This window comes from Sphingobium sp. CR2-8 (assembly GCF_035818615.1).
Taxonomy (GTDB): domain Bacteria; phylum Pseudomonadota; class Alphaproteobacteria; order Sphingomonadales; family Sphingomonadaceae; genus Sphingobium.
Genome location: NZ_JAYKZY010000002.1, coordinates 1,322,024 through 1,342,275, shown reverse-complemented (window position 1 = coordinate 1,342,275; position 20,252 = coordinate 1,322,024). Strand labels below are relative to the sequence as shown.

The 20,252-nt window shown below is 64.7% G+C and carries 15 protein-coding genes and 1 pseudogene; 12 read left to right on the top strand and 4 right to left on the bottom strand.

Going from position 1 to position 20,252, the window contains the following annotated elements:
• The first annotated feature begins 4 nt into the window (after positions 1–4).
• The 5 genes from rpoD (at position 5) to U5A82_RS10420 (ending at position 5,476) form a co-directional block, all read left to right on the top strand.
• Positions 5–2,056: an RNA polymerase sigma factor RpoD gene (gene rpoD / locus U5A82_RS10440; protein WP_326290667.1), complete on the top strand. Its 2,052-nt coding sequence runs from the start codon at positions 5–7 to the stop codon at positions 2,054–2,056.
• 156 nt (positions 2,057–2,212) lie between these two features.
• Positions 2,213–2,893: a DUF6975 family protein gene (locus U5A82_RS10435; RefSeq protein ID WP_326290666.1), complete on the top strand. Its 681-nt coding sequence runs from the start codon at positions 2,213–2,215 to the stop codon at positions 2,891–2,893.
• Positions 2,894–2,973: 80 nt separating this feature from the next.
• Positions 2,974–3,819, top strand: coding sequence for an AAA family ATPase (locus U5A82_RS10430; protein ID WP_326290665.1), 846 nt, complete (start codon positions 2,974–2,976; stop codon positions 3,817–3,819).
• Between the two features lie 83 nt (positions 3,820–3,902).
• Complete coding sequence (locus U5A82_RS10425; RefSeq protein ID WP_326290664.1) at positions 3,903–4,316, top strand: GFA family protein; 414 nt, start codon at positions 3,903–3,905, stop codon at positions 4,314–4,316.
• 110 nt (positions 4,317–4,426) lie between these two features.
• Complete coding sequence (locus tag U5A82_RS10420) at positions 4,427–5,476, top strand: hypothetical protein (protein WP_326292905.1); 1,050 nt, start codon at positions 4,427–4,429, stop codon at positions 5,474–5,476.
• Here U5A82_RS10420 and U5A82_RS10415 read toward each other — a convergent pair whose 3' ends face one another.
• Positions 5,477–6,841, bottom strand: coding sequence for a methyl-accepting chemotaxis protein (locus U5A82_RS10415; protein WP_326290663.1), 1,365 nt, complete (start codon positions 6,839–6,841; stop codon positions 5,477–5,479).
• A 145-nt stretch (positions 6,842–6,986) separates the two neighbouring features.
• On the opposite strand from U5A82_RS10415, the gene U5A82_RS10410 reads away from it, so the two are divergent.
• On the top strand, positions 6,987–8,162 hold the full coding sequence (locus U5A82_RS10410) for a vWA domain-containing protein (protein WP_326290662.1): 1,176 nt from the start codon (positions 6,987–6,989) through the stop codon (positions 8,160–8,162).
• A 43-nt stretch (positions 8,163–8,205) separates the two neighbouring features.
• Here the strand turns inward: U5A82_RS10410 and U5A82_RS10405 are convergent, their stop codons facing one another.
• Positions 8,206–9,294, bottom strand: a complete 1,089-nt coding sequence (locus U5A82_RS10405; RefSeq protein WP_326292904.1) for an anhydro-N-acetylmuramic acid kinase — start codon at positions 9,292–9,294, stop codon at positions 8,206–8,208.
• A gap of 141 nt (positions 9,295–9,435) precedes the next feature.
• Between U5A82_RS10405 and tyrS the strand changes: the two genes are divergently transcribed.
• Together tyrS and U5A82_RS10395 are read left to right on the top strand one after the other, a co-directional pair.
• Positions 9,436–10,653 (top strand): tyrosine--tRNA ligase, encoded by a 1,218-nt coding sequence (gene tyrS, locus U5A82_RS10400; RefSeq protein WP_326290661.1) that lies wholly within the window; start codon positions 9,436–9,438, stop codon positions 10,651–10,653.
• Positions 10,654–10,740: 87 nt separating this feature from the next.
• Positions 10,741–11,097 (top strand): PilZ domain-containing protein, encoded by a 357-nt coding sequence (locus U5A82_RS10395; RefSeq protein WP_326290660.1) that lies wholly within the window; start codon positions 10,741–10,743, stop codon positions 11,095–11,097.
• On the opposite strand, the gene U5A82_RS10390 is transcribed toward U5A82_RS10395, so the two are convergent.
• A complete protein-coding gene (locus U5A82_RS10390; RefSeq protein ID WP_326290659.1) occupies positions 11,069–12,145 on the bottom strand; it encodes a mechanosensitive ion channel family protein in 1,077 nt (358 codons plus the stop codon). The two genes, U5A82_RS10395 and U5A82_RS10390, sit on opposite strands and share 29 nt — an antisense overlap.
• 233 nt (positions 12,146–12,378) lie before the next feature.
• Positions 12,379–14,441 (bottom strand): annotated as a pseudogene (recG, locus tag U5A82_RS10385) (ATP-dependent DNA helicase RecG).
• A gap of 201 nt (positions 14,442–14,642) precedes the next feature.
• Between recG and U5A82_RS10380 the strand changes: the two are divergent.
• The 4 genes from U5A82_RS10380 to U5A82_RS10365 all read left to right on the top strand — a co-directional run bounded on the left by U5A82_RS10380 (position 14,643) and on the right by U5A82_RS10365 (position 20,099).
• Positions 14,643–14,915 (top strand): succinate dehydrogenase assembly factor 2, encoded by a 273-nt coding sequence (locus U5A82_RS10380; RefSeq protein WP_326290658.1) that lies wholly within the window; start codon positions 14,643–14,645, stop codon positions 14,913–14,915.
• Positions 14,916–15,016: 101 nt separating this feature from the next.
• Positions 15,017–18,490: a transcription-repair coupling factor gene (gene mfd, locus U5A82_RS10375; RefSeq protein ID WP_326290657.1), complete on the top strand. Its 3,474-nt coding sequence runs from the start codon at positions 15,017–15,019 to the stop codon at positions 18,488–18,490.
• A 471-nt stretch (positions 18,491–18,961) separates the two neighbouring features.
• A complete protein-coding gene (locus U5A82_RS10370) occupies positions 18,962–19,372 on the top strand; it encodes a hypothetical protein (RefSeq protein WP_326290656.1) in 411 nt (136 codons plus the stop codon).
• Positions 19,359–20,099: a TorF family putative porin gene (locus U5A82_RS10365; protein ID WP_326290654.1), complete on the top strand. Its 741-nt coding sequence runs from the start codon at positions 19,359–19,361 to the stop codon at positions 20,097–20,099. The genes U5A82_RS10370 and U5A82_RS10365 overlap by 14 nt, the downstream gene beginning before the upstream one ends.
• Positions 20,100–20,252 lie beyond the last annotated feature (153 nt).

Genomic DNA, 20,252 nt, shown 5'->3' with positions numbered 1-20,252 from the left:
ATACATGGCGACCAAGGCGAACAGCAAAAATGCGGCGGGTGCAGGCGACGGCGGGGACGAAGGCGGCGATGCGCCCCTGCTCGACCTCAACGAAGCCTCCGTCAAGAAGCTGATCGCTCGCGCGAAAAAGCGCGGATACATCACCTATGACGAACTGAACGACGCTCTGCCGCAGGACCAGATGTCCTCCGAGCAGATCGAAGACGTCATGTCCGCGCTCAACGACATGGGCGTCAACATCGTCGAGAATGAGGAAGCGAGCGAAGACGGCGACGAGCAGCGCGAGCGCGAGGATGCCGAGGACGCCGAAGACGATTCGGGCGACGATGACGGCCCCAAGCTGATCACCGAAAAGAAGAAGGAAACGGTCGATCGCACCGACGATCCCGTGCGCATGTATCTGCGCGAAATGGGCGCGGTGGAACTGCTCAGCCGCGAAGGCGAAATCGCCATCGCCAAGCGGATCGAGGCCGGTCGCGACACGATGATCTTCGGTCTGTGTGAAAGCCCGACCACCTTCAACGCGATTATCGAATGGTCGACCGCGCTGAACAATGGCGAAATGCAGCTGCGCGAGATTCTCGATCTCGACGCCATGCTTTCCAAGGACCCTGCCCCGGAAAATCTGGAGGAAGGCGCCGAGGACGAGGATGGCGAGATCAGCGAGAAGACCGCCGGTCCTAGCTTCAAGGAAGAGGAAGAGCCGGAGGAGGAATCCGCCGACGCCGATGAGGATGAGGACGGCGCCCCCCGCGCCCGCCGCGCCGAAGAGGAAGAGGAAGAGGACAACACGCTGTCCCTCGCCCAGATGGAAGAAACGCTCAAGCCGATGGCGCTTGAGAAGTTCGCGACCATCACCGAGATTTTCCGCGCCTTCTCCGCCGCGCAGGCTTCGCGCATGGTCGCCATGGCGACCGGCGAGGTGCTGAGCCAAAAGGATGAGGACGACTATCAGGAACTGCGTGAAAGCCTGACCGCGCAGGTCGAGAGCGTCCAGTTCCATCAGCAGAAGATCGAATATCTGGTCGATCAGCTCTATGCCTATAACCGTCGCCTGACCGCGCTCGGCGGCCAGATGCTGCGCCTGGCGGAGCGCCACAAGGTGCCGCGCAAGGATTTCCTCGACCGCTATGTAAACCACGAACTGGACGATGGCTGGCTCGACAAGGTCGGCGGCCTCGACAAGAAATGGACCGCCTTTGTCGCCGCCGAAGGGCGCGCGGTCGATCGCATCCGCAACGAAGTGGGCGAAATCGCGCAGGCGACCGGCATGTCGCTTAGCGAGTTCCGCCGCATCGTCAACATGGTGCAGAAGGGCGAGCGCGAAGCGCGCATCGCCAAAAAGGAAATGGTCGAAGCAAACCTACGCCTCGTCATCTCCATCGCTAAAAAATATACGAACCGTGGCCTGCAATTCCTTGATCTTATTCAGGAAGGTAATATCGGCCTGATGAAGGCGGTCGATAAATTCGAATATCGCCGCGGCTACAAGTTCAGCACTTACGCGACCTGGTGGATCAGGCAGGCGATCACCCGTTCGATCGCGGATCAGGCGCGGACCATCCGTATCCCGGTCCATATGATCGAGACGATCAACAAGCTGGTCCGCACCAGCCGCCAGTTCCTGCACGAGCAGGGCCGCGAACCGACGCCCGAGGAAATGGCCGAGCGTCTGTCGATGCCGCTCGAAAAGGTGCGCAAGGTGATGAAGATCGCCAAGGAGCCGATCTCGCTCGAAACGCCGATCGGCGACGAGGAAGACAGCCATCTGGGCGACTTCATCGAAGACAAGAATGCGATCATTCCGGTGGATGCCGCGATCCAGGCGAACCTCAAGGAAACCGTCACGCGCGTCCTTGCCAGCCTCACCCCGCGTGAAGAACGCGTGCTGCGCATGCGCTTTGGCATCGGGATGAATACCGACCATACGTTGGAAGAAGTGGGCCAGCAGTTCAGCGTGACCCGCGAGCGTATCCGACAGATCGAGGCGAAGGCGCTGCGCAAGCTCAAGCACCCGTCGCGCAGCCGGAAGATGCGGTCCTTCCTGGATCAGTAAATTAAAAGCTTTCGGTAAATATAAATTAACCATTCTTGACGGAAAAGGGCGGCTTTCACGGTCGCCCTTTCTGATTCCGTAAACCGGACGTTTACTCCGGCGCGCTATCTCTCTTGATCACAGCCTGCGCATGCGGGGCATCACAGGGATTTGAGCATGAGCGAAGCGGCACCGCGCTATCAATTTGGCGACATAGCGCAAATCCTGGAGGCGCTGGTCGCCGCCGATGGAACGGCCGCCCATCCCTATGCCAATCGCGCCGCCACCGGCGTGGCGCGCGATACGCTGCTCTCGCTGTCCGATCTGGCCGACGCCGCCTATTATCTCTGCATGCTCCATGGTCGCCACCCCGGCGTGATCGATCATGCCGCCACCCGTTCAGCCGACAATGCCGCGCGCCTATGGCTGATCGAGGCAGGCGACGCCTTCGCGCGGGAACGCGCCTATCTCGCGCAGGTCACGGTCGCTGTCGGCCCCGCCCCCAGCACGGCGGGCCAGGCCGATTGCGAAACCGTCGTCAGCCAGCAGCGCCACGCGCTCGACATGCTCGCCCAGTCCGACCGGCGCGGATGCGCGCTGGGCGCGGCGATGGCGCTGGTGCTCGACTGGCGCGCCGTGCGCCATGTCCTTGACATGGCGGCCCTGCGCGCAGGGCTGGAACCCCATCCCTGCGCCCTGCCCGATCGCAGCGAGACGCTGACCGTCGCCCGCGCCATCGGCGGCGACGAAGCCATCGACCGGGCGATCCAGTTCGGCGCGCGCCAGCTGCTCAACCAGCATCGCGGCCTGTGGGATCTCCTTTCCGCCCGCGCCGACGTGCGCGCAAAGGCCGACTAAACGCCATCGCAATGCCAGGCCATGTCCGTTAAGGTCCATGCCATCATGTCCGTCAGGACAGGCAGCAGATGGGAGCCGGAATGCGCTTTGAAGGCACGCAGGATTATGTCGCCACCGACGATCTGAAGGTCGCGGTCAACGCGGCGGTGTTGTTGCGCCGCCCGCTGCTGGTAAAGGGCGAACCCGGCACCGGAAAGACCGTCCTCGCCCAGGAAATCGCTAGGGCGCTGGACGCTCCGCTGATCGAATGGAACATCAAGTCCACGACGAAGGCGCATCAGGGCCTCTACGAATATGACGCCGTAGCGCGCCTGCGCGACGGGCAACTGGGCGACGCGCGCGTCCACGACATCGCCAATTATATCCGCAAGGGCAAGCTGTGGGAGGCCTTCACTTCCCCCCGTCTGCCCGTGCTGCTGATCGACGAGATCGACAAGGCCGACATCGAATTTCCCAACGACCTGTTGCAGGAACTCGATCGCATGGCCTTCCACGTCTATGAAACGGGCGAGACGGTCGCGGCGGCCGAGCGCCCGGTCGTGATCATCACGTCGAACAATGAAAAGGAATTGCCCGACGCCTTCCTGCGCCGCTGCTTCTTCCACTATATCAAATTCCCTGACCGCGACACGATGCAGGCCATCGTGGACGTCCATTTCCCCGGCATTCAGAAAATCCTCGTGTCCAGGGCGATGGACATTTTCTATGACATCCGCGACGTGCCGGGCCTCAAGAAGAAGCCCAGCACCAGCGAACTGCTCGACTGGCTGAAACTGCTGCTGAACGAGGATATGCCGCTCGACGTCCTGCAAAACAGCGATCCGACCAAGGCGATCCCGCCCCTGCACGGCGCGCTGCTCAAGAACGAGCAGGACATCATGATGTTCGAACGCCTGGCCTTCATGGCGCGCCGACAGGGGCGTTGAAATTCTGTAGCGAGACTGATGCGCGTCGCGCGTCAGTCGCAGCGGGGTGGGCAACCTACTGCCGTAACTGACAAGGAGTTCCCATGCCCCACAAAGCCGGATGCCTGTGCGGCGCCGTCCGCATCACGATCGACGCAGAGCCGATCGCCGCGCGCCAATGCTGGTGCCGCCTCTGCCAATATCTGGGCGGCGGTGGCCCGACCGTGAATGTCGGCTTCCCTTCGGACAAGGTGACGACGAGCGGCGACATACGCTGGCACGCGAGCACTGCCGACAGCGGTAACGCCATGCAGCGCGGCTTTTGCCCGGCCTGCGGCACGCCCCTGTTCAGCAAGGCCGAATCGCGCCCGCACATTCTCTTCATCCGCGCCGGTGCGCTGGACGATCCCGCGCTCATTGCTCCGCAGGCCGTGATCTGGACCGACGCCGCTCCTGATTGGGCGCATCATGATCCTGACTTGCCCCTCTATCCCGCTCAGCTTCCGCCCATCGCCTGAATCCGGCACCCATCTATAAATAGGCGCTTGCGCGCTCCGGATTAGTCTGTAGCCTCCCTGTCATAGTTCAATGCCGCGCCAAGACGGTAGGGATCTGGAGAGTGATGACGATGCCGAAGCGCGCCAAGGGACTCATTGCAGCATCATTGTCGGCGGCCGCCCTGTGCCTGGCTGCCCTGTCGCCTGCGCAGGCAGCCGACACCGAAGCCTGGACGCCGACCGACAACGCGATCCGCGCAGCGTCCGCGGGCGTCAGCCTGCCCCAGACCGTTGCCGGCCTTTCTCTCTCCAAGAGCGGCGAAGCGTCGAACGGCGGTCGCGCCGTGGACAATTATGCGCAATATCTGTCCGAAGACGGCGCCGTACAGGCGACCCTCTATGTCTATCTGCCCACCTATGCCGACGCTTCGCTCGCCGCCTATATGACCGACAAGGCCGTGATGGCCCGGTTCGGCACGAAGACGCGCCGCACCGCCTATGCCACCGCCCCCGCTGCGGGCCGCGCCGACGGGGCGATCCGCGCCGTCTATGACGATGCGGCCGATGGCGCGCTGACGACGGCAGCGGGCTTCGTCCATGCCGGACGCTGGATCGTCAAGGTCCGCGTGACCGGCCCGACCGAACGACGCAGCGAAGTGCTAGCCGGCCTCGACGGCATGCTCGCCAATCTGTCGGTCGAAGACCCAGCCGGCGTGCATGCGACCGCCCCCGCCAGCTTCGCCGCCTGCCCGGCCGCACCCACCGCCGACGCCCGGCTGACCCCGGCCAAGCCATCGCAGGACGCCGCGCCGCAGGCCGTGCGCATCCCGCGCGAAGGCAAGGATTCGCTGTGCATTCGCGGCACGGTGAAAACCGCCGACGGCAGCTACGACATGCTCCAGCAGACGGGCCGCAGCGACGGCGCGATCATCGTGCCGGTCGATGACAGCGGCACCGTGCTTGCCCTCGATCCCGCCACCGATGCGAAAGGCTATAAGCTGTCGATCCACATGGTGGGTCAAACCGATCTCTACGGTCTTTACGACGGTGTCCCCAGTTCGCGCCAGATCGCCGCGATCCTGGACGGCAAAGACCCCCAAACCGCACAGGCCGGCGCCGTCGCCACCTACGCCGCCAATGGCGACGTAACGATCAGCCACCTGGCGCAGAAGGCCCGCTGATCAGATCAGATAACCCACCTCATACAGCCCCCAGCGCCGCCCGCCGAAGATCAACGGCACGAACACGCTGCGCAACGCGCGATAGCGGCCTTCGCCCAGATCCTGCCGATAGGTGTAGAGGAAAAAATCGCCGTCTTCCTGCAAGGCCTTGCGGGTCTGGCCGTCCATGAAAATCTGCCGGTTGCGCGCATTGTCCATGTTCCACGCCAATGCGCCCGGTCGCTGCGGCTGGGATCGCGCGCTGATATGGGTCGGCAGATAGCCGTTCATGTCGAGCAGGCAGCAGCCGATGATCGCCCCGTCCTCACCCGTCCGCTGGTCGAGCACAGGCCTCAGCACCCGATCGGCGAAATCGGTGAAGCCGTTCAGATATTGGGTCGGTCCCGATTCCGCGATCGGGCGATAATCGGTGTCGAACAGCTGGGGCAGGCTGATCTGACCATCGATCAGCGCGCGCTCGATCAGCGCGCCGACCTCTTCCGCGCCCTCTTCCGCCAGCGCGATGTAGCGGCTGTTGCGCGTCTTTTGCGGGCCATGCGCTGCGGTGTCGAGCATCGCATTGGCCATGCCCTCCAACCCTTCCAGCTTTTCGCGGGCGACATCGACGCGCGCGGCATTGTCACTCGCTGATCGGCTGAACGCGCCTAGCCCCTCACGCAGCGCGCTCACATCGCCATCGGCGGCGTCGGTGCAGGTGACGATCGCTGTGGACCGCTCGCCAAACTGGGTGACGAGCGAAGCGATCTCCGCCATGCTCAGGCGTAGCCGGTCGATATGCGTGCCTGCCCCCCGGCCGCGCACGATATTGGCCTCCACCCCATCGATCAGACGGCGTGCATCGCGATCCAGTTGGCTCAGCTTGTCCCCCACAGACGCAGACGACTCGCTCGCCTGCCCCGCCAGCCGCCTGATCTCGTCCGCCACCACGGCAAAGCCTTGGGTCGCCGCGCCACCCCGCGCGGCCTCGATCGCCGCGTTGACGCCCAACAGCCGCGTCTGACGGGCGATCGCGCCCAGTTCTTCGGAGATATCGCCCACCGCCTCGATCACGCTCAAAAACTGGCGCAGATGGCCCTCCAGGCCAGTGACATGCTCGACCAGGCCAGCCACCTCGCCCAGCGACAGGCCGATCACATCATGCCCGTCGGCAATGATCTGGCCGGCGCGGTGCGCGGTCAGGCTCAATTCCTGCGCGGCGGCGACGCTCTCATTCTGGCTGGCTGCCAGCCGGTCCATATTGGACTGGAGGTCGCCCAGATGCACGACGTCGCCCTGAATCCGGCGGTTCAATTCGCTCAGATAGCCAGCCGTCTCGCTGCACTGCAATGCGATGTCGCCCGACCGTTCCCCCAGGTCAGCCAACAAGTCCCTGTTTTCCAAGCCTGCCCCGCTTTATTTCTTGGTCATGGATAGTGCCCGATTAACCATGCATCGCAACACTTAATATTCGGACAATCGCACGCGACACGGATGCTTGCATCGTTGCGCCTGCTGACCGAAAAGCATCGCCATGCTCCTGAACTTCCTCGACGCCCTCCGCGCGGCCGGCATCAACGCCAGCATCAAGGAACATCTGTTGCTGCTGGAGGCGCTCGACCGCGACGTGATCGCCCGGCGGCCCGAGGATTTCTATTATCTCGCCCGCGCGACCTATGTGAAGGATGAAGGGCTGCTCGACCGGTTCGACCAGGTCTTCGCCAATGTCTTTAAAGGCGTGCTCAGCCAGGACGGGGTCGAAGCCGACATCCCGGAGGAATGGCTGCGTCTCGTCGCCGAAAAATATCTATCGCCCGAAGACATGGAGAAGATCCAATCGCTGGGCGACTGGGACGCAATCATGAAGACGCTCAGGGAACGGCTGGAAGAGCAGAAGGAACGCCATCAGGGCGGCAACAAATGGATCGGCACCGGCGGCACATCCCCCTTCGGCCATGGCGGCTACAATCCCGAAGGGGTCCGGATCGGCGGCGAATCCCGGCACAAGCGCGCGATCAAGGTCTGGGAAAAGCGCGAATTCGCCAATCTCGACAACAGCAGAGAACTGGGCACCCGCAACATCAAGGTCGCGCTGCGGCGCCTTCGCCGTTTCGCGCGCGAAGGGGCTGCGGACGAACTGGATATGGACGAAACCATCCGTGGCACCGCGCGGCAGGGCTGGCTCGATATCCGCATGCGCCCCGAACGGCATAATGCCGTCAAGCTCTTGCTCTTCCTCGATGTCGGGGGATCGATGGACCCGTTCGTCACCCTGTGCGAGGAACTCTTTTCCGCCGCGACCGGCGAATTCAAGAATATGGAATTTTTCTACTTCCATAACTGCCTCTACGAAGGCGTGTGGAAGGATAATCGCCGCCGCTTTGCCGAGCGTATTCCAACCTGGGACATCCTGCACAAATATGGCCACGACTATAAGCTGATCTTCGTCGGCGACGCAGCGATGAGTCCCTATGAAATCAGCCATCCGGGCGGTTCGGTCGAACATATGAACGCAGAATCGGGCGCGACCTGGCTCGGGCGCATCACCCACACCTATCCCGCCGCCGTCTGGCTCAATCCGGCCGCGCAGACCCATTGGGACTATAGCCAGTCCACGAAGATGATCCGCGACCTGATGAACGGCCGCATGTATCCGCTGACGATCGCGGGAATCGACGCGGCGATGCGCGAACTGACGCGCAAACGATGATGGACGGAGCAGTCGAGCCGATGCAATCGGATCGGATCATGCCCTAGTCCGCCCGAAACAGCACCCCGCCCGTCATCGGACCCGGCACGCCGGTGGTGCCCGGAAAGCTGATCGGCAGGCCGGCCAAATGCCGCACCGCCATATAGGCGAACCCCTGCGCCTCCAGCGCGTCGCCATCCCAGCCCAGACCATCGACCGGCCGCACCTCCACCCCGGTTCGCTCCTCCAGCATCGTCATCAACGTTGCATTATGTCGGCCGCCACCAGCCACGTAGATGCGCGTGGGCCGGTCGGCCAGATGATCGACGCCCCGCGCCACGGCGGCCGCGGTAAAGGCCGTCAGCGTCGCCGCGCCATCCTCGAGCGACAGCCCCGCCACCGCCGCGATGCTGAACTGCTCTCGATCGATGCTCTTGGGCGGGGGCGCCGCAAACCAGGGATCGGTCATCATCGCCGCCAGCCGGTCCGCATCCACGCGCCCGCGCGCGGCGCAGGCCCCGCCCGCGTCATAGGCGGCATCGCCATGGGCCTGCATCCAATTGTCGATCAACCCGCTCGCCATCCCGGTGTCGAACGCCACCAAAGTCCCGTCCGCGCCGATGGAGGTGATGTTGGCGACTCCGCCCAGGTTCAGCACCGCCACGGGTTTGGGCAGGCCCGCCGCCAGCGCCCGATGATAGACCGGCAGCAAGGGCGCGCCCTGCCCGCCCGCCGCCACGTCCGCGCTGCGCAAATCCGCCACGACCGGAATCCCGAACGCTCCTGCCAGCGCCGCACCGTCGCCGATCTGCCAGGTCCACCCCCGTTCGGGGCGATGCGCCACCGTATGCCCGTGAAAGCCAACGACGCCCACATCCTCCGCAATATAGCCGCCCCGCCCCAACAGATCCGCCACCGCCTCGACATGGCGCTCGGTCAGTTCCGCCTCCACCGCCGCCAGCAACGGTTCGAACCCCGGCGCGTCCATCGCCATCGCCCTCTGGCACGCTTCGGCCAGCCGCACCCGGAACCCGTCATCATAGGCCATGGCGTGAAAGGCGACCGGCGTCACCACGCCTTCGCCATCGGTTTCGATCAGCGCCGCATCGATCCCGTCGCGCGACGTGCCGGACATCAGGCCGATTGCTAGCATTGAGGATCGCGTCATCTTGTCTCCGTTCGGGCTGAGCCTGTCGAAACCCTGCTCTTCTTTTGGAAGAAGTGATGTCCTTCGACAAGCGCAGGACGAACGGAGGCTTTTCGCGGCCGGGCCGCAATGCTACAGGCGCGCGCCATGAGCAACTATCAGTCCGATCTCCTCCGCCTGCTCGACACGCGCGGCTACATCCACCAGCTGACCGATGCGCAGGGGCTGGACGCCCTCGCCGCGCGCCAGGTGGTGCCGGGCTATATCGGCTTCGATCCGACCGCCCCCTCGCTTCATGTCGGCAGCCTGGTGCAGATCATGATGCTGCGCCGCATGCAGCAGGCCGGGCACAAGCCGATCGTCCTGATGGGCGGCGGCACCGGCAAGATCGGCGACCCCAGCTTCAAGGACGAAGCGCGCAAGCTGATGACCGGCGACACGATCGCGTCCAACGTCGCCAGCATCAAGCGGGTGTTCGAAAAATTCCTGACCTTCGGGGATGGCCCGACCGACGCCATAATGGTCGACAATGCCGACTGGCTCGACCGGCTGGAATATATCCCTTTCCTGCGCGACATCGGCCAGCATTTCTCGGTCAACCGGATGCTGAGCTTCGACAGCGTGAAGATGCGGCTCGACCGCGAACAGTCGCTCTCGTTTCTCGAATTCAACTATATGATCCTCCAGGCCTACGACTTTCTGGAACTGTCGCGCCGGTCGGCCTGCCGCCTCCAGATGGGCGGCTCCGACCAGTGGGGCAATATCGTCAACGGCATCGAACTGTCGCGCCGCGTCGACGGCACGCAGGTGTTCGGCATCACCAGCCCGCTCATCACCACCGCCGATGGCGGCAAGATGGGCAAGACGATGAACGGCGCGGTGTGGCTGAATGCCGACGCCCTGCCCGCCTATGAGTATTGGCAGTTCTGGCGGAACACGCAGGACGCTGATGTCGGGCGTTTCCTGCGCCTCTTTACCGACCTGCCGCTGGACGAGATCGCCCGGCTGGAGGCGCTGGAGGGCGCGGACATCAACGACGCCAAGAAGATCCTGGCCGATGCCGCCACCACGCTGGCGCACGGCGCAGACGCGGCGCGGGCCTCGGCCGAAACCGCGCGCAAAACCTTCGAGGAAGGCGCATCGGACGCCAACCTGCCGACCGTCAGCCTGGGCGCGGACGGCCTGACCGTCGTGCAGGCCGTCACCGGCCTGGGTTTCGCGACATCCAACAAGGAAGTCCGCCGCAAGCTTGGCGAAAACGCCATCCGCGTGAATGGAGAGGTCGTGACCGACCCCGCCATAATGCTCAAGGCGGGCGACAAATTGAGCTTCGGCGCGAAGAAGCATGGCCTGATCGTCACCTGACATATAGGCAAAAGGGGAAAGCGTTAGCCCGCAGTTAACGCTTTCCCCTAGTGAATTGTCCATCTTCCCACGCTTAGGCTCGGGATCATGACGTCATCCGTCTTCGCCCATCTGGACCATGTCCTTGGTTCGCGCGACCCTGCGGTCGATCAGCGCCGTGCGCGGCGGGATCTGGTCGACATGGTCAGCCACGCAACGGCGCGCGGCCGCAGCCAGAGCATTCGCATCATCAACATCTCCTCGCTTGGCCTGATGTGCCGGACCGATGGCGACCTGCTCAAGGGCGAGCGGGTCAGCGTCTGGCTGCCGATCGTGAAGGATTATGAGGCGGAAATCCGGTGGGTGGAGGGCAATCGGGTCGGCATGGAATTTTATACGGCCATCGAACCGCGCATCTACGACGCTATGCTGTCCCTCATCCCGCCGCGCCGGACAGAGTGGTGAAACCCTCCCCCGCTTCCACCCGCTGACGCCCGCGCACCAGCGCTTCGGGCATGTCCGTCCGCAGGAATGTCAGCATCGCCTCCCGCACCTCGCAGCGCAGGTCGAAAGCGATGCCCGCATTACGCGCGCTCAGCAGTCCGCGCAGTTCCAGCGCATCGGCGCGATGATCCGTCACCTGCAATATCGCGACCCGCCCGTCCCAGCGGCTGTTGCCCTTCACCGCCTCGATGAAGCGCGCGCGGATACGCTCGATATCGGCGGTCGGATCGACATAGAGGAACACCGTGCCCAGCAGGTCCGACGTCTTGGTCGTCCAGTTCTGGAACGGCTTTTCCAGGAAATAGGACACCGGCACCACCAGACGCCGGTCGTCCCAGATGCGCACGATGACATAGGTCAGCTTGATGTCCTCGATCCGGCCCCATTCGCCTTCGATTATGACCACATCGTCCAGGCGGATCGGCTCGGAAAAGGCCATCTGCACGCCCGCGATCAGGTTCTTGAGTGCAGGTTGCGCCGCCGCACCCACGGCCAGCGCTGCAAGGCCCGCCGACGCCATCAGCGACACGCCGATCGTCCGCACGCCCGGAATGGCGATCAACATCATGGCGATGACGAAGAAGCCGACGATGCACTGGCAGATGCGGTAGAGGATGCTGATCTTGGTCCGCCGCCGCCGGGCTTTCAGATTATCCTCGACGCTGATGTCGGCGCGCTCCTCCAGCATCGCCTTGCCCGCGCGCATCACGCGAAGGATCAGCCAGCCGACCAGCAGCGCGAACACCATGCGCGACCCGATCGACCATATGCCCTCGGTACGTGACCCCATCTCGATCGACTGCATCCCCGCGCCCAGCGCCAGCAATACGACCAGCCAGCGCGTCGGCTGGAATATGGCGGGCAACAGCACCGGCTCGATCTTCGATTGCACCACCACCCGCAACGCGATCCAGTAGAGCGCCCAATGGACGAGGAAGGCGACGACCACCGACGACGCGATATAGAGCGCGGCCATCGGCGTGATGTGGGTCAGGCTGATGTCGGACATGATGGGGCAACGCGGGCACGCGCGATTTTGTTTCGCATGTGCGAGATGTTTTGGCCTGCATCCCTCTTCCTTGGGGGAGAGGGTTACCAAGACTTGGCAGCTTGCTGCCTAGTCGCAGTTGGGTGAGGGGGCAGCAGCCTATCGCATGCGCGCCGCTCCGCCCTCATCCAACTCCGCCTAGCCGCTACGCGGCAAGGCTCCATATCCTTCTCCCTTCAAGGGAGAAGAAAAAGCTACCCGCCCCGCAACAACCCCACGGCCGCATCCTTCTCGAACAGATAGAGGCACGTCCGCGCCGCCTGCCCCCGCGCGCTGTCCAGCCCGCCGTCGCGCTCGATCAGCAGATGCGCGTCGTCCCGCGCGCTGTCTACCAGCGCGGCGACATGTTCCGGGGTCGCCACCTTCAGCGCCGCCTCGCCCGATTGCCGCGTGCCCAGTACCTCACCCGCCCCGCGCAGCTTCAGATCCTCCTCGGCGATCCGAAACCCGTCATTCGTCTCGCGCATCAGCGCCAGCCGCGCGCGCGACGTTTCGCCCAGCGCATTGCCGCGCAGCAGCAAACAGGTGGACGGCTTGTCGCCACGCCCCACGCGCCCGCGCAACTGGTGCAACTGCGCCAGCCCGAAGCGATCCGCCCCCTCGATGATGATCAGGCTGCTATTGGGCACATCGACGCCGACCTCGATCACCGTGGTCGCTACCAATATCTGCGTGCGATTGGCGGAAAACGCCTCCATCGCCGCATCCTTGTCCGGCCCTTTCATCCGGCCATGGACCAGACCCACCCGATCCCCGAACCGCGATTGCAGCGACGCTGCACGCGCTTCCGACGCCGCCTGGTCGCTCGTCTCGCTTTCTTCGACCAGCGGACACACCCAATAGGCCTGCCCCCGCCCTCGACATGGCGGGCCAGCGCCTCCACCACCTCGTCCAGTCGCGTGGCGGCCATCACCAACGTCTGGATCGGCTGACGCCCCGGCGGCATCTCGTCCAGCCGCGACACTTCCATCTCGCCATAATAGGTCAGCGTCAGCGTGCGCGGGATCGGCGTCGCCGTCATCACCAGCAGATGCGGCGACCGCTCCGCCTTGCTCGCCAGCATCATCCGCTGCGCCACGCCGAACCGATGCTGCTCGTCGATCACGGCCAGCCCCAGACTCTTATACTGCACCGCTTCCTGAAAGATGGCGTGGGTGCCGACCAAAATGTCGATGCTGCCGTCCGCCAACCCCATCAGCGTGGCCTCGCGCACCTTGCCTTTCTCGCGCCCTGTCAGGATCGCGATCTCGACCGGCAAGCCCGACGCCATTTTCCGCAGCGTCTCATGATGCTGCCGCGCCAGGATTTCGGTCGGGGCCAGCATCGCCCCCTGCATCCCGGCCTCGACCGCATTGAGCAGCGCCATCAGCGCCACCAGCGTCTTGCCCGACCCGACATCGCCTTGAAGCAGGCGTAGCATCGGCGTCGCCTGCGCCATGTCGCCTTCGATCTCGCCGATCGCTCGTCGCTGCGCGCCCGTCGGTGCAAAGGGCAGTTTCAGCATGTCGCGCAGCCGCCCATCGCCCTGGATCGGCACGCCCCGCCGCCTGCGCGACGATTGCCGCACCAGCATCAACGCCAGTTGCCCGGCGAAAATCTCGTCATAGGCCAGCCGCTCGCGCGCTTGTGCGTCGGACGGATCGGCATGTACCCGCGCCAACGCCTCGCGCCATGTCGGCCAGTCCTTGCGCGCCAGCAGGCTCGGCTCGATCCATTCGGGCAGGTCAGGCGCACGGCTCAGGGCCTGCGCCGCGATATCGCGCATCCGGTTGTTGGTCAGCCCTTCGGACAGCCCATAGACCGATTCGCGCGCGGGTACCGTGCCGCCTTCTTCGGGTGGCAGGACATAGTCGGGATGCACGATCTGGAGGTTGTCGCCATAGGCCTCCAGCTTGCCCGAGATGAATTTCGCTTCGTTCAGCGGCAGCAATTTGCGCGGCCAACCGCTGTTCCGGCCGAAATAGACCAGCGCGACATGATTGCCTTGCGCGTCGACCGCATCGACGCGAAACGGCGCGCGCGCGCTGCCGCTGGCGCGATAATCGACCGGGGTCAGCACGATCCCGACGATCCGCCCGGCGTCCGCCAAATCCAGCCTGTCGGTCAGGTGCCGATCCACCCAGCTGACCGGCAGATGAAAGGCGACATCGACCGCGCGCTTGAGGCCCAGCCGCTCCAGCGGGCGGGCCAGCGCAGGGCCGATGCCCTTGAACAGGGATATTTCGGCAAAGAGCGGATTGAGAATATCGGGTCGCATGGCTATCTGCTGCGCTCTAGCTTAACCGGGGCGATGTCTCAAACATCCGATCGGCTAAATGGCCATGCTCATTTTTACCGTTCGTGCTGAGTAGGGACTGAGCTTGTCGAAGGCCCGTATCGAAGCATCCGCGCTTCGCCCCATCCTTCGATACGCCGTTTCGACTTCGTTCAACGGCTACTCAGGACGAACGGACTATTCATGCCCCTCGCTAACGATCCCCTGATGCGCCGCCTGAAATTCCGGGCCTGGCACCGCGGCACGCGCGAATTGGACTATACCGTCGGCGGCTTCTTCGAACGCTACCACGCGGAATGGAACGCGGAGGAAATCGCCTGGTTCGAACGCTTCATGGAGGAACAGGACGCCGACATCATCGGCTGGGCGCTGGGCACCATCCCCGTGCCGGACGAATGGAAAGGCCCGATGATGGACAAATTCCTGAAACTCGATTTCGTGAGAATCGAGAATTGATCCTATCGCACCGTTCGGGCTGAGCCTGTCGAAGCCCCCTACTTCTTCATCAAAGATAATAAGACCCTTCGACTGGCGCAGGGCGAACGGATGTTGATGCTATGACCGATCTCCAGACCATCCTGAAGGCCAAGGCGCCCCTCACCCTCTCGGGCGTCCCCGCAGGCTTCCAGCCCTGGCTGCTGGCCGACATCGCCCGCGCCGCCGGGGCGGCAGGGGGTCGCGCCGTCTTCATCGCGTCCGACGAGCAACTGATGCGCGCGGTCGCCGACACGGCGCATTATTTCGCGCCGGAGATCGAGATCATCGAAATTCCCGCCTGGGACTGCCTGCCCTATGACCGCGCCAGCCCCTCGCTGCGCGCGGCGTCGGCCCGCCTCGCGGGCCTCCACGCGCTGCAGGCCAAGCCCAAAGGCCCGCAACTTGTCCTCACCACGCTGGCGGCCATGACCCAGCGCACGCTTACCCCGTTCCGAGTCCGCCAGCTGGTCGCGCGGCTCGCGCCCAAGGAGCGGATCGCGATCCAGAAGCTGGCCGAAATGCTCCAGGCCAACGGTTACGTCCGCACCGACACCGTCCATGACCGGGGCGAATTCGCCATTCGCGGCGGCATCGTCGACCTCTTTCCCGGCGGCGAAGACCAGCCGCTGCGCCTCGACTTTTTCGGCGACGAGATCGAAACCGTGCGCCGCTTCGACGCCGCCGATCAGCGCACGATCGAAAATGTCGACGGCTTCACCCTCCTCCCCGCCTCCGAAGCGCTGCTGGACGAGGAGACGATCAAGCGTTTCCGCAGCCGCTACCGCGAAACCTTCGGCGCGACCGCGACCGGCGACCCGCTCTATCAGGCGGTCAGCGACGGCCGCCGCCTGGCGGGCATGGAACATTGGCTCCCCCTGTTCGAGGAAAAGCTGGTCCCCCTCGCCGATCATCTGGGCGAAGGCGCGGTCCTGATCCGCGACCCCGGCGTCGCGGGCGCGGCGGAAAACCGGTTCGAGGCGATCCGCGACTATCACGCCAACCGCGTCCAGGCGAAATCCGCCGATCCCGGTGCCTACCGCCCGCTCAAACCCGACTCCCTCTATCTCGACGCCGCCGAATGGGACGCCGCCGTCGCCACGCTGCGCATGCACCACACCACGCCGTTCCACGAGCCCGAAAGCGCGACCGTGCTGGACTTCGCGGTCGACGGCCCCCGCGATTTCGCCCCCGAACGCGCGCAGAACAGCAACATCTACGAAGCGGTCGGCAAACATATCGCCAGCCTGCGCCGCACGAAGAAGAAGGTGGTCATCGCCAGCTACTCGATCGGCGCGCGCGAGCGCCTGTCGGGCCTGCTCGCCGATCATGACGTCCCCCGCCTCGCGACTGCCGACAACTGGCAGGAGGCGCTGGGCGTCGCCGCCAATGGCAGCGTCACGCTCACCGTCCTGCCGCTGGACCACGGCTTCACCGCGCCCGACGTCGCCGTCCTCACCGAACAGGACATGCTCGGCGACCGCCTCGTCCGCCGCGCCAAGCGCAAGAAGAGCGCCGACGCCTTTCTGGCGGAACTCGCCACCCTCTCGCCCGGCGACCTCGTCGTCCATATGGACCATGGCATCGGCCGCTATGAAGGGCTGACGCAAATCCCGGTCAGCAAGGCCGCGCATGACTGCGTCGCGCTGACCTATGCAGGCGGCGACAAACTCTACGTCCCCGTCGAAAATCTCGAAGTCCTCTCCCGCTATGGCTCCGAAAACGAAGGCGTAACCCTCGACAAGCTGGGCGGCGAAGCCTGGCAGCGGCGCAAGGCGAAGATGAAGGAGCGCATCCGCGAAATCGCGGGTGAACTCCTGAAAACCGCCGCCGAACGCGCCCTGCGCGCCGCCACCGTCGCCGAACCGGATCAGGCGGGCTACCCCGCCTTCGTCGACCGCTTCCCCTATCAGGAGACGGAGGATCAGGACCGCGCGATCAGCGACGTGGTGGACGATCTGGGGTCGGGCAAGCCGATGGACCGCCTCGTCTGTGGCGACGTGGGCTTCGGCAAGACCGAAGTCGCACTGCGCGCCGCCTTCGTGGCAGCCATGGCGGGGATGCAGGTCGTGGTCATCTGCCCCACCACCCTCCTCGCGCGCCAGCATCATATGCAGTTCGAGGAACGCTTCCGAGGCTTCCCCGTCAACATCGGCCGCCTCTCCCGCCTGGTCCCCGATAAGGAGGCGAAGTCGACCAAGGCAGGCCTGGCCGACGGCACGATCGACATCGTCGTGGGCACCCATGCGCTGCTCGCCAAGGGGCTGGAATTCAAGCGCCTCGGCCTCGTCATCGTGGACGAGGAACAGCGGTTCGGCGTCACCCACAAGGAACGGCTGAAGTCCCTCAAGACCGATGTCCATGTCCTCACCCTCACCGCCACGCCCATCCCGCGCACGCTGCAAATGGCGATGTCGGGCCTGCGTGAACTCTCCGTCATCCAGACCCCGCCGGTCGATCGCCTGGCGGTGCGCACCTACATCATGCCCTGGGATGGCGTCGTCATCCGCGAAGCGCTGCTGCGCGAACATTATCGCGGCGGCCAGAGCTTCTTCGTCGTCCCCCGCATCGCCGACCTGACCGAGATCGAGGAATTCCTCCGCAACGAGGTGCCGGAAATCAAGGCCATCGTCGCCCATGGCCAGATGAGCGCCACCGATGTCGAGGAACGCATGTCCGCCTTCTACGACAAGCGCTACGACGTGCTGCTCTCCACCACCATCGTCGAATCCGGCCTCGACATTCCCAGCGCCAACACGCTCATCATCCACCGCGCCGACCGCTTCGGCCTCGCGCAACTCTATCAGCTGCGCGGGCGCGTGGGCCGGTCGAAGACCCGCGCCTATGCCTATATGACCACGCCCGCCAACCGCATCATCACCGACACAGCGGAAAAGCGGCTCAAGGTCTTGTCGGACCTCGACACGCTGGGCGCAGGGTTCCAGCTGGCCTCCCACGATCTCGACATTCGCGGCGCGGGCAATCTCGTCGGCGACGAACAATCAGGCCATATTAAAGAAGTCGGCTTCGAACTCTACCAGTCGATGCTGGAAGAGGCGATCATGGACGCCAAGGCGGGCGGCGTCGGCATCGAAAAGCGCAGCGACAGCTTCTCGCCCCAGATCAGCGTCGACGCGCCCATCCTCATCCCCGACGATTATGTGCCCGACCTTGACCTGCGCATGGGCCTTTATCGCCGCCTCAACGAGATCGAGGATCGCAATGGCCTCGAATCCTTCGCCGCCGAACTCATCGACCGTTTCGGCAAGCTGCCGCTGCCCACGCAAAATCTGCTCAAGATCATCGAGATCAAGCAGAACTGCATGGTCGCCAACATCGCGAAGATCGATGTCGGGGCCAAGGGCGCGCTGGTCAGCTTCTTCGAAGACCGCTTCCCCAACCCCGCAGGCCTCATCGCCTATGTCCAGCGCCTGGACGGCGTCGCCCGCCTGCGCCCCGACAGCAAGGTCGTCGTCAACCGCGCCTGGCCCGACCCACAAGCCCGCCTCAACGGCGCGCTGCAACTGTCGAAGGGATTGATGAAAGCGGCTGGTTAGACCTTATCCCCTCCCTTTCAGGGAGGGGTTAGGGGTGGGTGGCGAGCGGAGCGAGCATCCACCTTTCCTATCAGCCAATCCTCTGCTTACCCTCCCCAATGGAAAAGCCTCGCCTCCACCCCGCCCGCGCCCCGCAACAGCCGCCCGCCAATGATCCATCCGTGACCTACAAGATGCGCAACAGACGCGCCGCCATGCCCTTCCAGACGCGTCGGAGGCGCGCGCCTGTCGCGTCAGCGGCGCTTCACGGACGCGTAACTGGCGCATTTGCCGAAAATCCCCCGCAAATCGCGACCCATCGACGGTGTGAACTTCATGCATGACGCGTCACGATGACCCTGCACGATGCCCCATGCCACCCCGGCAGGACGCCCTTCCTCATCATCCAGCAAAGAAACAGCAACGGGCAAAACCTAAACCCTCAAGGGACGACCGGACAACAAAGCCCGGCGTCACAGCAGGAGAATTTGCATGAGCATGACCCTAATCGCGCTTGCGGCGGCCGCCGCGACCCATAGCGTCTCGGTCGATCATCACGGCCAGACCCTGGGCGCGACCTACACCGCCCGCGCCGACATGCGCACCCGGACGATCGGGGCGAAGACGCCCAACCGCATGGACAGCCAGCGCTGCCAATGGACCGCGACGGTCGTGGTCGACCGCAAGCTGGATCACGCCCCGGCCCTCGCCCGCACCATCGCCACCGACCGAACCTTTTCGGGCAGCGAATCCGGCGCCTGCCCCCGCGACGACCGGTTGGGCGCCCGCGCGCTAGCGCAGCATCGCGACAAGATAGAGGCCCATCTGCTCGCGGTGGCGCAGGCCGATCGCGCGCCGCTGCTGGCAGAGCTCGACGCGGTGCGCAATCTTGCCGCCAACTGATCGCTTCATCCGGGCTGCATGGCTGGGCGCGCTCTCGCTCGCCGGTCATGCCGTTCCGGCGGCCGCCCAATATGCGTCCAGCCCCACCGTCACGCTTGAAGCCGCCAGCGACGAACGCCGCCGTGGCCTGAGCTGGAGCGATGGCGATCCGGTGTTGCGCGGCACCGTGTTGGTTCCGGTGATGACGGACGGCCTTAACCTCGACGGCGCGGCCACGACGCTATGGGGCAGCGACCGCCATGGCGGCGCCGACGCGGTGATCGACCTGGGCGCAACCTACGCCCGGCAACTGGGCGGCTTCCGGCTAACCAGCGAAGCCCGCTACCATCTCTTCCCCGGCGCATCGCATCAGGGCTACGGCGAAGTCGGCGCGGGCGCAGGCTTTTTGATCGGCCCGGCCAGCCTGGACCTGTTCGCCAGCTATGCGCCGCGCCAATCGGCGATCGGTGGCGACAATCTCTACCTCGCCGCCTCCGCCGCCACCGCCATTCCCGGTACGCCCTTCACCGTGTCCGCCCGGATCGGCCGATCGTCGGGCGACGTTCGCGACCCCATGCGTGCCTCGCGCCTGCGCCCCGACGGCCGCTATTGGGATCATGGCGCGGGAATCGACTATGTCAAAGGGCGCTGGTCCGCCGGGCTGCGCTACGCCAACAGCAGTATCGACGGCCCCGGTCGCAACCATGCAGGCGCACGCCTGATCGGACGCGTGGGCCTGACATTATAAGCCAATGCCTGCCCCGTTCGCTTCCAGCGCAGTCGAGACGCACCCGGCACCAAGCCGCCTTATCGCGCCACACCCAAAAAACGGACGGCCACGTCTCAACCCTGTCCTACCCGGCCCCACTTTGCTAATCAGGCCGGGAAGGAGACATGTCCC